The organism is Virgibacillus sp. MSJ-26, assembly GCF_018918075.1.
Lineage (GTDB): Bacteria > Bacillota > Bacilli > Bacillales > Amphibacillaceae > MSJ-26.
Genome location: NZ_JAHLPW010000004.1, coordinates 89,755 through 104,586, shown reverse-complemented (window position 1 = coordinate 104,586; position 14,832 = coordinate 89,755). Strand labels below are relative to the sequence as shown.

Sequence of the window (14,832 nt, the reverse complement as noted above, 5' to 3'; positions counted from 1 at the left end):
AATTATGGCTACTTTACTTATTGTTGTTGGTGTTATTGGTGTTATTTTAACAGGAAAGACCTTTTTTGGTAGGGAAGAGGTTGAGGATGAAGTCTCACTCTCATCAGACCATTTCGAACATATTGTGGTAGATGGTGATATGGGTAATGTCAAAGTCATTCCTTCAACATCAGATAATATAGAAATTAGTTGGAAAGGTTCTCTATATAATGCAAGATCAACTGACGAACTGGTGAGCATTGAAGAAAATAATACGGAATTAAAAGTGAACATAGGTAAAAAACGCTTTTTTAATTTTTCATTTTTTAACTTAAACTTTCGCAATAAACTACAAGTCTATCTTTATTTACCAGATAAGCAATTTAATTCTTTAGTCGTTAAAAATAATGTTGGCAATACAGAGGTAAATGGTATTCGCGTTGAAAACTTAACTACAGAAACTGATGTGTCCAACCTAACAATCGAAAATGTCTCGGCTAATTCCATTGTAGCTGAGACTGACGTGGGAAATCTTACTTTAAATGATGTTCAAGGTAAGATATACGCTAAAAGTGATGTCGGTAATATTATGATTAATATTAATGAGATCCAAGATGATATGGAAATAACTTCAAATGTAGGGAAAGTTGGTTTAACTGTTCCTGAAGTGCCAAATAATGTTACCTTCAATGCTGATTCATCTGTTGGCAATGTAAGGGTGTTTGGTGAACGAGGGAGTTATATTAACAAAAATGCAGAATACGTTGTTTCTATGACAACAGATGTTGGTAATATAAGGGTTGATGAAAAATAACTTTAATATAGAAATAGTTTCTTTTCTTTAAATTTACAATGAATTGAGTGATAGAATGAAAGCTCTACTAGTAATAGATGTTCAAAATGGTATTGTTAACTTTAGCAATTTTGATAAACAGTTAGCAAAAATAGAGGGTATTATAAGAGATTTTAAAGCTAGTGATCTCCCTGTCATTTTTATGCAGCATGTTGATGATATTGAAGAGAGTCCATTATTTAAAGGATCAGAAGGTGCAGAGTTACATCCTTCATTAAGTGATTATCCAGACTATATTTTTGAAAAAAAAACACCGAGTTCGTTTCATGGGACTGGGCTATCCGCTTTGTTAGGAAACTTAGGAGTAACCCAGCTTTTTATCAGTGGATTTAATACAGAATTTTGTTGTATGTTTACTGCAATAAGCGCATTTGACCGAGGATATGAAGTCACATTTATTGAAGATGCCACAGGGACGGTCAATAACGCAGACACATATGAAATGAATGGGCTTGACATTCCAGACTTCGTGGGAACTGCCTTACACTGGTCAAATGCTATAGAAGTATTAGATTATGAAGAGTACGTTGAACATTATAAATTAAAACTATCGTAAAAAATCCTATTCTTGGATTCTTAGATCTCAAGAATAGGATTTTTAATACTATATCTTAAAGTTCAAGTTCACTTTCATCAATTGCTGCTTCTTCTACCTCTTCAGGAATTTCAATAGGATCAATTTCATTGATATTAGAATATGTCGATTCGATTGATTGCACAATAGCAACACTTTCATCATCGATTTCTAAATCCATGTCCATATCCATATTAAACTGGGTAAGGTCGAAGGTTTCTTTATCTAAATACATTTCATAATTCATGTGATTTATTTTCATATGTTCGAACATATCAACGCCTTCTTCAGCCATTCCTTCTACAATTTCAGGAGGCATAAAGTCTCCGACCATTTCTTCCATCATTGATGTAAACTCATCGCCATCCACATCGATTTTCAAGATGAATTCATCATCTGTTTGTTCAAAATCAAAATCAGAGACAAACTGTTCAAACATTTTCAACTGATCTGCAGGGTCTTCCTGATTAGCCAGTTCATTAATGTCACCCATCATTCCTGTGTCGAGTTTGATCCACTCATCTAGCTGTTCTTCATACATATATAAGGCTTCATCAGTTACATACATTTCCATGTTAGAATCCATGTCTTCTCCATCCATTTGTGCGCTAGTTTTCATATCCTGATACATAGTAAGTGGATCGACTGTCATTTCTGTTTCACTTTGAATACTAGTCGTTATATTTTCCTCCCCATCAGGTGAGGTCATTTCTTGCTCCATGTTCATTGTTAATGCTGTACTCTCTAATGATTCAGCAGCTTTAAGAGCCTCTTCATATACTTCCATCACTGTTAATTCACTAGCATTCTCTTCTTCGTCTTCTTCATCCTCTTCATTCTCATCTTCGTCCACTTCAGTGCCTTCAGTATTCTCTTCCTCATCGGCATCGGCACTTTCTTCCTCCGCACTTGCATCTTCCACTGGTTCCGCAGTATCATTACAAGCTGCAAGTCCTAAAGTTAAAATAGATAATAATAAGACGTATAACCACTTTTTCAAACTTTTCATCCCCTTTGTTAATATACACACTATTAGTACGATACAAGATTGTAAAAGTTTCATCAATAGGTTGAAAATACTATATTATTCATAAAAATGAGCATTTTGTAGGAGTGTTCAATTGGAGATAGTAAAAAAACGCTCATTCAATATTATTGAATGAGCGTTTAAGTGATTGTTAAGAAGTATCTCATTTTAGTGATGTTTCATTTTAATTTTTTTCAGCCAAAAAGTCTCCATTTTCAAGCGTAGCTAAGTGGTGAATAGGTCACCGAGCTGAGTAACCTCCATCAATAGCAAGTTCAGCACCAGTTATAAATGATGCTTCGTCACTAGCTAAAAATAGAATGGCATTAGCAACTTCTTCTGGCTCGCCAATCCGCTGTAAAGGTGTCATAGCTTCAATCTGTGCTAAAGTCTCAGAGCTCGATTCTAATCCCTCTGACATAGGCGTTCTAATAATCCCCGGGAATACCGCATTAACTCTTACACCTGCATGTCCAAATTCACTAGCAGCTGCTTTAGAAATAGCTCGTACAGCCCCTTTTGAGGCTGAATAAGAATTTAATCCCATGCCCACTTGTGCGGTGACAGAGGATAGGTTAACTATGGATCCTTTTTGTTGCTTTTTCATATATGAACCTACATATTTCAATCCAAGCATGGTTCCAAAGCTATTGATTTTAGATAGGGGCTCCCAATCATTATAAGTTACTTGGTCAATTGGCTTTTCAGATGTAATTCCTGCGTTGTTTACGAGAATATCAATTTTGCCAAATTTCTTATCAACATGCTTAACGAGCTTTTCCCAACCCTCGTCTGACGATACATCAAGTTTCAATCCATGAACATTATCTTCATTTAATTTTTCTAAAGCTTCTTCATTAACGTCAGCAGCAATAACCGTTGCGCCTTCTTGTTTGAATGATTGAACTATACGATATCCAATTCCAGATGCTCCACCTGTTATTATGGCTACTTTGTCATCTAATCTTCCCATTTCAATAACCTCCATATTTTGTCTTCATCTTAATTATACTATAATGAAAAAAGCTATTTTAGCTTTCCCCTTATTTGTGAATAATAATACAAACTTTAGTCGAAAATAAGACATAAAAGGTGTGATCGAACAGATTTGTTAGATAGAAACGGTCGAAAATTGAATTAGTGGTCACGATTATTTTTAATTCATCTGGAAACAAAGGCACTAATTCAATTTGATATCGAAAAATGAGATATACGAAAAATCTTGGATTGAGTTAGGTTTAGTGTGCAATTAATACTTTCTGTTAATTAAAAATACCGAACTATTCATCGGATGGAATAGTTCGGTATTTTTGTGTGAGAAATATAAGAGTTCCTGTCCACGTCTATCCGGCCGCGGCCGCTTATGCTTTTGATTGTCTAGCTTTATCGTCCAGCCCCTCGAGGTCTTAAGCAATTAGTCTCTGTGGCAAAAAACACCACGACGACTCCTTGCTTAAGCTTGTCGGGGCTACCCGGACGCTTACGCTTTTGATTGTCTAATTAACTTCTGCGATTCTTTCGGGATGGGTGTATACGTTCATTTTATCATTTCTCACAAATCCTATTGCGGTGATTCCTAGGTCATCTGCTAATTTTAGAGCGAGATCGGTTGGAGCAGACTTGGACACTAAAATACCTATCCCTATTTTGGATATTTTCAAAAGAACTTCAGATGAAATTCTACCACTAAATACGATAACTTTATCTTTTAATGGTCTGCGATTTTTTAAAATATCGCCATATACTTTGTCTAGTGCATTGTGTCGTCCAATATCCGTTCGTATCGTTAAGATGCTATCTACAGTGGCAAGCGCTGCATTATGAACCCCGCCTGTGTTTTTAAACTGCATGGATAGGTCCTGGAGCTGTTCCATTAGTGAATAACATTGATTTACTGATATAGACAGTTGGCTTCTCACTGTTTTGGCTGTTTTTACATCACTTTTAAAGTAAAATTGTCTGCTTTTACCGCAACATGAGCCGATAAATCGTTTTGAGTGGTCATGTTCGGTGAGTTCTAGCGGTTTATTTAGCTCAACATAAGCAAAGCCATTTTTCTCATCGATGGATAGTGATGTAATGTCATCATTGAAGAGAATCATACCTTCTGAGGCTAGAAAGCCAACGAGCAAATCCTCCAAATCTGTTGGGGAGCAGACCATCGTTGCAAATTCTTGCCCATTCAACATAACAGTAAGTGGAAATTCAGTTGCTATGATGTCATCTTGTTCGGATGGGTTATCGCCATTAAAACGGACAATTTCCCATCCTTTTTGAACTGTATTGTTCATCCTCTCTCACCTTCATTCTTAATTAACTAATTTCCATTTCAAGCTCCTCTACACGTTTTTCAACGTATTTTGTATCCTTGTGGGCGTAATAAGTTTCTGCCTTTTCAACGATAACAGCGGCATGATACTCCGGAATGCCCGCATATTTCTCATACACGCCTTTCGCAATTAATGAGTTTCCTTCTGGCCAATGGAGTTCGACATTTCCTGATTTAATTGGTTCGAATTTAGCCCGGCCATTAAAAGACCCATATTTATTATAAACCACAATAGCATCGCCTTCATCTATATCATGCTTATTCCCGTCTTCTTTGTTCATTAAAACGTCATATCGATCAGCATCATTGAAGGGATCCTTTTCACCGTATATCATCGAGTTGAATTGTTTTCCACGTCTAGTCGTGACATAAAAATGTCCTTCTGGTTTTCGTAATTCTGGAATTTCAACTGGGATTAAGTGTCCTTTGCCATCGGGTGTCGGACAAATGCCATCTTCGCATAGCCACGCGCCTCCCCATTGAAAAAGGTCTCCTTTTTCTTTAAGGTGTTGGATGCCGTCATAATTTGGTGCTGCAAGAGCAATTTCGTCACGAACCGCATAAGCATCCTTGAAATCAATGAGGTGACTATCTTCAGGCTTGACTCTCTTGGCAAGATCCACATAAATTTCCCATTCTGATCTCGCCTCTTCTATGCGGGGGCCTTTAATTTCAGGTGAAAAGTAGACCATCCGTTCAGTTGATGTGGATGTCCCACCACCTGGCTGCTCATACCTAGTCATAGCAGGTAAAACGATGACCGCTTCTTTGGCATCTACGAAGGTTGACGTATTAAAAATAATATCTTGATGAACACGTATGTCTACGCTTTCCAGACATTTCTTAACAAAGTCAGGTTCAGGCATTGTTTCTAAGAAGTTTCCACCTGACATATAGTAGAGTTTAAGTTTTCGTTCATGATCTTCAGGTAGTAAGGCATTTTCTAAAGAGACACCAACGATATCACCTTGCCAGTCAGGAATGTCAAAATTCCATACCTTTTCTACCCGGGTTCTTCCCTCGTCGTTCATGCTCCCACCTGGTAATGAAAAGGGATCGGCACCCATTTCGCCTGAACCCTGTACGCCAGAGTGACCTCGAATAGGCATGAGGCCACAATGTTCTCGGCCTAAGAAACCACGCAATAAAGCAAGATTTGCGACTTGAGATATATTATCCGTGCCAAAGCGATGTTGTGTCAGTCCCATTGACCAGACAAATACAGCAGACTTTGATTTAGCTAACAGTTCAGCAAGTTCAATCATACGTTCTTTGCTTAAACCGGAAGATTTTTCTAGCTGCTCCCAGTTATATTTGGTGACCTGCTCTTTTAAATCATCTATTCCATTTACATGATTTTTAATAAATTTATGGTCGATTGCTGACCCATGCTGCTTATCTTCCATATCAAACCAATGCTTCATGATGCCGTGCATAAAAGCAATGTCTCCACCTATATTGACTTGATAGACATCATCAGCAATTTGCGTTCCAAATAAGGCAGATTCAGCGACAGATGGAATCCAGTAATTATCCATTGATGGCTCGTGATACGGATTGATTATAATAATTTTCGTTCCTTTTCTCTTGGCTGCATACATATATTTTGTTGACACTGGCTGGTTGTTTGCAGCTACAGAGCCCCAAAAAATAAGGACATCGGTTCCAATCCAATCTTTGTAATTACAGCTTGATGCTCCGATACCAACCGATCTTGTTAACGCGGTTTTAGATGGTGAGTGACAAATCCTGGAAGCGTTATCAATATTGTTCGTATCAAGATATCGGGCCACTTTAGCAGCGACATAGTAAGATTCATTTGTAATGCCGCGGGATGTAAGGTAAAAAGCATTTTGTTTTGGTTCAATTGTTTTCATTTTAGACGCGATCTGGTTCATTGCATCGTCCCAAGAAATGCGGCTGAAACGTCGTTCGCCTGGTTTCCTGATTAATGGATATGGAATACGGCCAAGTTTTCTGAGTTCTGTACTGCTCATTTTACGTAAATCATCTATATCGGCATGGAGAATATCTTCATCCATTGGCCCCATTGTATTCAGACGCAAGACATTTAAACGTGTAGTGCATAAATGAGGGCCTGTAAGTGTTTGGTCTTTTAATCCTTGCACACCAAGAGCGCATCCATCGCAAACTCCTTGAGTTAGAATCCGTGTAGCATATGGGAGATTATCTTTATTTTCCCAAACGACTTTAGCAGTATCACGAATATGATGTGGTTTAATTTTACCTAAACCAAATGGTATCTTACTCGCCCATAGGCTGGGCATGGGCTTTTTTGATAACTTAATTGGTCCGGTATGTTTAGTTTTCATGAAACACCCCTCCATTATAATATAAAAAATAAAATATTTTTAATAGTTAGAAAAATAACTTCCTAATTTACGAATGAAACGTTAATCATCATCCTCTATAATAGCTTAAAAAGCAGGCCGCAACAACTATATCAGACTAGGATATCGTATAGCGGCCCCTTTCAAAATGTTCGATGAGTATTTTTCAAACTTTAACTGCTTTTTTAACTGTGCGTTGATTGTGTGCCTTTTCTTTTTCCGTCTGTAATCGTTTGATATCTACGCGAATCCAGAGTGATAGAGCTAAAGCAATAGCAAACATGACGCCAAATATAATTAATGTTAAATTATAGCTCTGCGTTGTGTCATAGATAAGTGATAAAAGGACGGGACCAACAACACCAGCCATTGCCCAAGCAGTTAAAATATAGCCGTGAATCGCACCAAGTTGTTTTGTTCCAAATAGGTCGCCAATATATGCCGGTACAGAAGCAAATCCTCCACCGTAGCAGGTAAGAATAGCAAATAATAAAATTTGAAACATAAATGCGTTCGTGGTTATCGGTAATAAGAAATAAGCAACAACTTGAATGACAAAGAAGGCTGTATAGACATTTGGACGGCCAATATAGTCTGATAAGGCTGCCCATCCAAGACGCCCTCCACCATTAAATAATCCTAATAAACCAACCATGCCTGCAGCAGCAATCGCTGACATACCCGTAATTTCCTGAGCCATTGGGGAAGCGACAGCAAGTATAGCGATTCCACATGTTATATTGATGAAAAGCATAAACCAAAGCATCCAAAAACGTCTTGTTTTAATCGCTTGGTTAGCGGTAAGTTGGGATAAGTCTTCCTTGATTTTGCTTGTCCCATTTTCTTTTGCTTCTTCAAACCCTTTAGGAACCCATCCTTCAGGCGGTGGTGCAAGATATTGAGCAGAGGCAGTCATGACGATAAAGTAAATACCACCTAAGATAAAAAAGGTTGCATTCAATCCAACACTATCAATTAATGCAGCAGCTGCAGGACCACTTATTAATGCAGCAAAACCAAAACCCATGATGGCTAGTCCAGTTGCTAAGCCGCGTCGATCGGGGAACCATTTAACAAGTGTTGATACAGGCGCAATATAGCCTATACCCAGCCCAATTCCTCCAATAACTCCGTAAAACAGATAAAGCAATGGCAATGAACCAAGCATTGTTGCAATACCTGAACCTGCCACGCCTACGCCAAAAAAAAGGGCAGACAACATACCAGATTTACGCGGACCATTTCTTTCAACAAAACGTCCCATAAAGGCCGCTGACATCCCCAAAAAGAAAATGGCAAGACTAAATGCAAAAGATACTTGAGTTGTATCCCAACCAAATTGATCGACCATTGGGTTTGTGAAAACGCTCCAAGCATAAGCTGATCCAATAGAAATATGGATTCCCACTGCAGAAGCAGCAATGAACCACCGATTTTTTACTTTACGCATTCATAAATTCTCCTTTCGATAATGAATTTTTTAAATTTTCTTTTTTATTACCGAGAATACTACCATGACAGCGGATACAAAGCAACTATAATTTTCACAAATGTGTCACATATATAAGGAAATGAAAATAGTCTATTCAGTATTATCTTATAGTAAATAGTTAGCAAGAATTTAAAAGATTATTTCAATTCATTAAGAATGTGCTTGACTAAGTTTCCTAGTATGGTATAATTCTTGCTAACTTTTTTAAAATTTTAAATATATAAACAGGAGGAAAAGACATTGAAAAAAAGGCTACAAGTCATGGGGATTATTCTCCTTAGCATGCTAGTATTACTGGCATGTGATTCAGATGAAGCAAGTGGAGATGGAAATAAGTTTAAGATAGGTGTCACGCAGTTTGTCGAGCACCCATCACTTGATCGAGCCTATGAAGGCTTTCAGGATGCATTAGCAGATGCTGAGGTGGAGGTCGAATATGATTATCAGAATGCACAGGGCGATCAAAATAATGTAAAACCCATTGCGGACAACTTTGTTGCAGATGGGGTTGACCTTATTTTTGCTAATGCAACGCCAAGTGCCCAAAGTGCAAAAAATGCTACAGGAGATATTCCGATTGTCTTTACTTCTGTAACCGATGCTGTTGGGGCTGAATTGGTAGAGGATATGGATGCTGCAGGAGAAAATATTACTGGGGTTGTTGATTTGCATCCTGATGCTATCAAAGAAACAGTGAACTTTATCGATAAATATTTTAATAATGCGACAGTTGGATTGGTTTATAATTCAGGAGAGCAAAATTCAGTCGCTCAAATAGAAGCAGTACAAGAGGCGGCTGAAAATACAAATCTTGAATTTACTGAACGCACAGTATCTACATCTGCTGAGGTACAGCAAGCAACCTCTACAATTGTAGATGAAGCAGATGTTATTTATATAATAACGGATAATACGGTTGTTTCTGCTCTTGATAGTGTTGTTGGTGTGGCCAATGATCAGGAAATACCTCTCATCGTAGGTGAACCAGATTCACTTGCCAAAGGTGGGTTCGCTACCTACGGCATAGATTATTATTCAATTGGCTACCGGACAGGTGAAATGGCAGTAGATATTTTAACAGATGAAGACAGTCCAGAAGACATGTCTGTTGAATACCCACCTGAGATTGAAATGTTTATTAATAAAGAAGCGGCAGAAGAACAGGGAATTGAGTGGGATGAAGATTGGGATGATGCGGAATTTGTTGAGACTGAATCAGAATAATATGCTAATAGTGTTTTAAAAAGTTAAAATATACAGTTTGGCAGGAAGGAGAATCTTATGTTTTATGCTTTATTTGGTGCCGTTGAATCAGGTATCATCTATGCTATTATGGCTCTAGGTGTCTACTTATCATTTCGCGTACTAGACTTTCCAGATTTAACTGTAGACGGAAGCTTTGTAACCGGAGCTGCTGTAGCAGTTGTTATGATTGTTAACGGTGTTCCTCCAGTATTGGCTAGTCTCTTTGCTGCTGTAGCAGGATTTATTGCAGGTTGTATAACAGGTATTCTCCATACAAAGGGTAAAATAAACGCTTTATTATCTGGGATTTTAATGATGATTGCCCTTTATTCCATTAATTTGAGAATAATGGGCAAATCTAATATCTCATTGAGTGACACAACTCTTTTTAAGCAGGTAGAATCAAAGTCTTTCATTCAAAGTATCGATACGTTTGTCAATAATGGTTTATCATCACTTGGGGTAACTGGCCTGCCCAAAACTTGGTCAATTGTTATCATGATGATCTTCATAACTTTAGCGATTAAGCTCTTGATAGATTACTTTTTGAAAACAGATATCGGACTCGCTTTAAGAGCAACAGGTGATAATATCAAGATGATTCGCAGCTTCTCAGCTAATACCGATACTTTGATTATACTTGGCATTGGAATTTCAAATGCGCTCGTAGCATTATCTGGAGGATTGATTGCTCAATTAGGAGGTTTTGCTGATGCCCAGATGGGAGTCGGAATGATTATTATTGGCCTTGCTTCTGTTATCATTGGAGAGGCATTATTCGGTAAAAAGACAATTCCAAGAATCACTTTAGCTGTGATTGGTGGAGCAATCATTTATCGTATGGTCGTGACTCTAGCCTTACGTGTTGATTTCTTGGAAACCGGGGACATGAAAATGATTACTGCTGTTATAGTGATAGCCGCTTTAGTTGCTCCTAAAATAATGAGTACTCGTAAAGAGAAAAAGCGACGATTGGAAAAGCAAGCAATCTTAAAAAAGCAACGGGCAGGTGAGGTATAAATAATGCTTCGTTTAAGAGATGTATCAATGACGTTTAATGAAGGGACCTTTGATGAGAAAAAGGCTTTGCTTAATATTAATTTAAACTTACGAGAAGGAGAATTTGTCACAGTTATTGGAAGTAATGGTGCCGGCAAATCAACATTGATGAATGTTGTCTCAGGAAATTTATTCCCTGACGTTGGAGATATCTACATTAATAAAAAACAGGTTCAGACGTTGCCTGAATATAAACGATCAGCTTTAATTGGTCGTGTTTTCCAAGATCCGATGGCGGGAACGGCTCCTTCCATGACAATTGAAGAAAACCTAGCTATGGCATACACCCGCAATAAAAAGAGGAGTTTAAAGCTCGGAGTCACAAAGAAGAGAAAGGAACTCTTTCAAGATTATTTAAAAACTTTAAATTTAGGATTGGAAAATCGTCTAAAAGCAAAAGTGGGGCTTCTTTCAGGTGGAGAACGGCAAGCTCTCTCCTTGCTAATGGCAACCTTTACTGATCCTGATATTCTCTTGCTTGATGAACATACGGCTGCACTTGATCCATCTCGTGCTGAGTTAATTACTGCATTGACTAAAGAAGTGATCGAAGAATTCGGTTTAACCACTTTGATGGTAACCCATAATATGCAACAAGCGCTTGACTTAGGTGACCGATTAATCATGATGGATAAGGGTCAAATCATTTTGGATATTCACGGGGAAGAAAAGAAACAGTTGTCTATTGAAGACTTACTAAAAGAATTCCAACGTATTCGCGGAGAACAATTCGAAGATGATCGCGCTGTTTTAGGTTAATGTAATTAAAATATTATATCTTTTAACTCAAATGCGGTTGATATAAACTGCGACATAGTTGCTTTCTTTCCGCTCTGTTAAAGTAGGTGATAACACCCTCGCTACGGAAAAAACGCTACGCTTTCCGTGGGCGGCTGATGAGCCTCCTCGAGCTACGCTCTGCGGGGTCTCATCTAGGCCTCTGGGACTGCGCTAAATGCTCGTCCCACCGAAAACATTAGCTCCCACAAAGATTTTCGGTGGGGCGAAGCTTGCTGCAGCCCCAGGAGTCTCTGCGTTTTTCCTTCGCTGTTTTCAGCGTACTATCATTGTAAAGAATAATCTTATAACTGAAACAAATGACTTTAATAGTCTGGGTGAGCGCAGGGCGGTGACTCTTGCGGAAATAGCAAATGGTCTTCGATGGGGCGAACGATAGTGCAGTCCCACGTGCCTGAAGACCCCGCAGAGTGGTTTTCTCGAGGAGGCTGAAGCCGTGCCCGCGGAAAGCATCCGCCGGAGCGATTCCAGACGGTCGCGATTACGCTTGCTTTGAATGCAGTCCGTTAGTTACTGCACAGTTTATGGATTATGTGAATTAGTTTAACTTAATAAATACGATAGTACTGTAAAAGGCACATAACCTTATTGTTAATGGTTAGGTTATGTGGCCTTTTTTTGTGGAGCAAAGGTTATTAACTTTTTAAAATTTGATTTGTTTCCATTAAAACGTCTCTAATTCCTGTGTCTTGGATAACGCATGTTGCGTGAGAGTCGAATGGTGTTGGTTCGCGATTGACGATGACGAGATTAGCACCGTTTTGTTCTGCTAACATAGGAAACATATTGGCTGGTGTGACAGAGAGTGATGATCCTAGTACGATGAATAAATCAGCTTGCATCGTTATTTCTTCTGCTTTTAAAAAAGTGTCCTGTGGTAATGTTTCGCCAAATAGAACGATCCCTGGACGGATGGGTCCACCACAAGAACAGTGCACAGCACCTTCTCGATAGGCCTCATGATCCTGTTCCTTACCACAATCATGGCAATAGAGGGATCTGAATGTCCCGTGGATTTCCATAACGTTTTCACTTCCAGCATCATGGTGGAATCCATCAACATTTTGTGTCACAATACCATCGATTAAACCTTCCTTCTCCCATTCAGCTAAAATATAGTGACCTTCATGTGGGCTAATGTCTTTTATGTCATTTAAACGATAACGATAGAATTCCAAGAATTCATCTTGATTTGTTTCCAATGCATCAATATTTGCAAGTTCATCTGGATTAAATCTAGCCCATAATCCCCGTGACGGTGAGCGGAAGTCGGGCAGCCCACTCTCGGTAGACATACCAGCTCCCGTGAAAACGACAGTATGCCTTGACGACTTTAATAGATCAGTAAGTTTATTCAATCTAATCACTCCTCCTAAATAGTAAAAATAGAAGTCAAAGTTGAACACATCAATTGAAATGTCATTAAAAAACATGGTTTCACTTTGAGTGAAAACCATGTTTATATAGATCATCTATCTGTATTATACTACACCTTGGTCAATCATTGCATCCGCCACTCGTTTAAACCCTGCGATATTAGCACCAACTACGAGGTTACCAGATTGATTATGTTCTTCAGCGGCTTCAATACAACTTCGATAAATACTTTTCATAATGCGTTGCAGCTTCGTATCGACTTGATCAAGCGTCCAGCTAGAGAAAGAACTGTTTTGACTCATTTCCAGTGATGAAACAGCCACGCCACCAGCGTTTACCGCCATAGCTGGAGCGAATATAATATCATTCTCCTGCAAAATGCGAATAGCTTCTTCAGTGGAAGGCATATTGGCACCTTCAGCGATAATTTTCACGCCATTTTTAATAAGGGTCTGAGCCATTGTTTCATCAATTTCATTTTGTGTCGCGCAAGGAAGTGCAATATCACAAGGAATTGTCCAAATACCTGAACAACCTTCAACATATGTTGCGCTAGGATGGTGGTCGATATATTCAAAAATACGTTTTTTCTCAACTTCTTTAATTCGTTTCACTGTTTCAAGGTTAATACCATTGGGATCATAAATATAGCCATTGGAATCACTGCAAGCGACAACTTTTGCACCGAGTTCTATAGCTTTTTCCATGGCGTAAATAGACACATTTCCAGACCCAGAAACGACAATATTTCTGCCACCTAAATAGAGTCCAAAGCTTTTGAGAATCTCTTGGACGAAGTAAATCACACCATACCCGGTTGCTTCCTTTCGACCGAGACTGCCACCATAATGAAGTCCTTTTCCTGTAAGGACTCCGGCTTCATACTGTCCACGCAAGCGTTTATATTGACCGAAAAGATAACCAATCTCTCTAGCTCCAACACCAATATCGCCAGCAGGGATATCTTTATATGGACCAATATGCTTCGAAAGTTCCGTCATAAAGCTTTGACAAAATCGCATAATCTCTTGATCTGACTTTCCCTTTGGGTCAAAATCAGACCCACCTTTACCCCCACCGATTGGCTGGTTAGTTAATGCATTTTTAAATATTTGTTGAAAGCCTAAAAATTTCACAATACTCATGTTTACTGTCGGATGGAAGCGTAAGCCACCTTTATAGGGGCCGATAGCACTGTTAAATTGGACTCTGAAACCACGATTGACTTGTGTCTTTCCGGAATCATCAACCCATGGAACTTGGAAGACAACTGTCCGTTCAGGCTCAACGAGTCGCTCTAGGATATTATGCTCGATGTAAGTGGGATTTTTAATTAGAGTAGATTTGATGGAATTGAAAAATACATGGATCGATTGGTGAAATTCCTCTTCATGAGGATCGCGTTCTGTAACCTTTTTATAAACATCATCCAAATAAGTCTGGGTGTGATGTTCAATTTTTGATACAGATTGATTATACAAACTCATATGTGCATCCTCCCCTCTCTTTTATAAAGTGAAAAAGTTTCATTATTTAGCTTGTGGTCGTTACAAATAAGTAGTAGTTCGGGATTTTCTATCTTAACTACATCACTCATTCATCGATCGTTCATCGTATTGCTTTATAAAAAAATTCCAGTTTACGAGTCATGTCACTCCCCGTGCTTTTGTTCTTTAATAATATTTGGAATTTTTTAGATACAATCTATTTTACATGATTGAACTCATCTAATCAATATTAATTATAGA

The 14,832-nt window shown here is 38.4% G+C and carries 12 protein-coding genes; 5 read left to right on the top strand and 7 right to left on the bottom strand.

All coding sequences use genetic code 11. The annotated features are described in order from the left end of the window. Positions 1-4 precede the first annotated feature (4 nt). Together KQI49_RS04380 and KQI49_RS04375 are read left to right on the top strand one after the other, a co-directional pair. Positions 5-793 carry a DUF4097 family beta strand repeat-containing protein gene (locus tag KQI49_RS04380; RefSeq protein WP_253286685.1) on the top strand — a complete coding sequence of 263 codons (789 nt, stop codon included), beginning with the start codon at positions 5-7 and terminating at the stop codon, positions 791-793. A 55-nt stretch (positions 794-848) separates the two neighbouring features. Then, positions 849-1,388 carry a cysteine hydrolase family protein gene (locus KQI49_RS04375; protein WP_216487141.1) on the top strand — a complete coding sequence of 180 codons (540 nt, stop codon included), beginning with the start codon at positions 849-851 and terminating at the stop codon, positions 1,386-1,388. A 55-nt stretch (positions 1,389-1,443) separates the two neighbouring features. Here KQI49_RS04375 and KQI49_RS04370 read toward each other — a convergent pair whose 3' ends face one another. From KQI49_RS04370 to KQI49_RS04350, 5 genes are all read right to left on the bottom strand, one after another. Beyond that, a complete protein-coding gene (locus KQI49_RS04370; protein ID WP_216487140.1) occupies positions 1,444-2,406 on the bottom strand; it encodes a DUF6612 family protein in 963 nt (320 codons plus the stop codon). A 268-nt stretch (positions 2,407-2,674) separates the two neighbouring features. Further along, positions 2,675-3,406 (bottom strand): SDR family NAD(P)-dependent oxidoreductase, encoded by a 732-nt coding sequence (locus KQI49_RS04365; RefSeq protein ID WP_216487139.1) that lies wholly within the window; start codon positions 3,404-3,406, stop codon positions 2,675-2,677. A 523-nt stretch (positions 3,407-3,929) separates the two neighbouring features. Beyond that, complete coding sequence (gene fdhD / locus KQI49_RS04360) at positions 3,930-4,724, bottom strand: formate dehydrogenase accessory sulfurtransferase FdhD (RefSeq protein WP_216487138.1); 795 nt, start codon at positions 4,722-4,724, stop codon at positions 3,930-3,932. A 22-nt stretch (positions 4,725-4,746) separates the two neighbouring features. Next, entirely contained in the window at positions 4,747-7,095 is a 2,349-nt protein-coding gene (locus KQI49_RS04355; protein WP_216487137.1) for an FdhF/YdeP family oxidoreductase, read from the bottom strand. A gap of 184 nt (positions 7,096-7,279) precedes the next feature. After that, on the bottom strand, positions 7,280-8,563 hold the full coding sequence (locus KQI49_RS04350) for an L-lactate MFS transporter (protein WP_216487136.1): 1,284 nt from the start codon (positions 8,561-8,563) through the stop codon (positions 7,280-7,282). Positions 8,564-8,845: 282 nt separating this feature from the next. Between KQI49_RS04350 and KQI49_RS04345 the strand changes: the two genes are divergently transcribed. The 3 genes from KQI49_RS04345 to KQI49_RS04335 are packed head-to-tail and all read left to right on the top strand — an operon-like array spanning position 8,846 to position 11,668. Further along, positions 8,846-9,829, top strand: coding sequence for an ABC transporter substrate-binding protein (locus KQI49_RS04345; protein ID WP_253286671.1), 984 nt, complete (start codon positions 8,846-8,848; stop codon positions 9,827-9,829). 57 nt (positions 9,830-9,886) lie between these two features. Continuing rightward, positions 9,887-10,870 carry an ABC transporter permease gene (locus KQI49_RS04340; RefSeq protein ID WP_216487135.1) on the top strand — a complete coding sequence of 328 codons (984 nt, stop codon included), beginning with the start codon at positions 9,887-9,889 and terminating at the stop codon, positions 10,868-10,870. A 3-nt stretch (positions 10,871-10,873) separates the two neighbouring features. After that, on the top strand, positions 10,874-11,668 hold the full coding sequence (locus KQI49_RS04335) for an ABC transporter ATP-binding protein (RefSeq protein WP_216487134.1): 795 nt from the start codon (positions 10,874-10,876) through the stop codon (positions 11,666-11,668). A gap of 674 nt (positions 11,669-12,342) precedes the next feature. On the opposite strand, the gene KQI49_RS04330 is transcribed toward KQI49_RS04335, so the two are convergent. Further along, on the bottom strand, positions 12,343-13,065 hold the full coding sequence (locus tag KQI49_RS04330) for an SIR2 family NAD-dependent protein deacylase (RefSeq protein ID WP_253286670.1): 723 nt from the start codon (positions 13,063-13,065) through the stop codon (positions 12,343-12,345). Between the two features lie 123 nt (positions 13,066-13,188). After that, positions 13,189-14,571 (bottom strand): NADP-specific glutamate dehydrogenase, encoded by a 1,383-nt coding sequence (gene gdhA, locus KQI49_RS04325; protein ID WP_216487133.1) that lies wholly within the window; start codon positions 14,569-14,571, stop codon positions 13,189-13,191. Positions 14,572-14,832 lie beyond the last annotated feature (261 nt).

What these genes read in the sequence shown, in the direction of transcription:
- KQI49_RS04355 (WP_216487137.1), bottom strand. Translation starts at nt 7,095, where the DNA reads ATGAAAACTAAACATACCGGACCAATTAAGTTATCAAAAAAGCCCATG.
- KQI49_RS04335 (WP_216487134.1), top strand. Translation starts at nt 10,874, where the DNA reads ATGCTTCGTTTAAGAGATGTATCAATGACGTTTAATGAAGGGACCTTT.
- gdhA (WP_216487133.1), bottom strand. Translation starts at nt 14,571, where the DNA reads ATGAGTTTGTATAATCAATCTGTATCAAAAATTGAACATCACACCCAG.
- KQI49_RS04380 (WP_253286685.1), top strand. Translation starts at nt 5, where the DNA reads ATGGCTACTTTACTTATTGTTGTTGGTGTTATTGGTGTTATTTTAACA.
- KQI49_RS04350 (WP_216487136.1), bottom strand. Translation starts at nt 8,563, where the DNA reads ATGCGTAAAGTAAAAAATCGGTGGTTCATTGCTGCTTCTGCAGTGGGA.
- KQI49_RS04375 (WP_216487141.1), top strand. Translation starts at nt 849, where the DNA reads ATGAAAGCTCTACTAGTAATAGATGTTCAAAATGGTATTGTTAACTTT.
- KQI49_RS04365 (WP_216487139.1), bottom strand. Translation starts at nt 3,406, where the DNA reads ATGGGAAGATTAGATGACAAAGTAGCCATAATAACAGGTGGAGCATCT.
- fdhD (WP_216487138.1), bottom strand. Translation starts at nt 4,724, where the DNA reads ATGAACAATACAGTTCAAAAAGGATGGGAAATTGTCCGTTTTAATGGC.
- KQI49_RS04340 (WP_216487135.1), top strand. Translation starts at nt 9,887, where the DNA reads ATGTTTTATGCTTTATTTGGTGCCGTTGAATCAGGTATCATCTATGCT.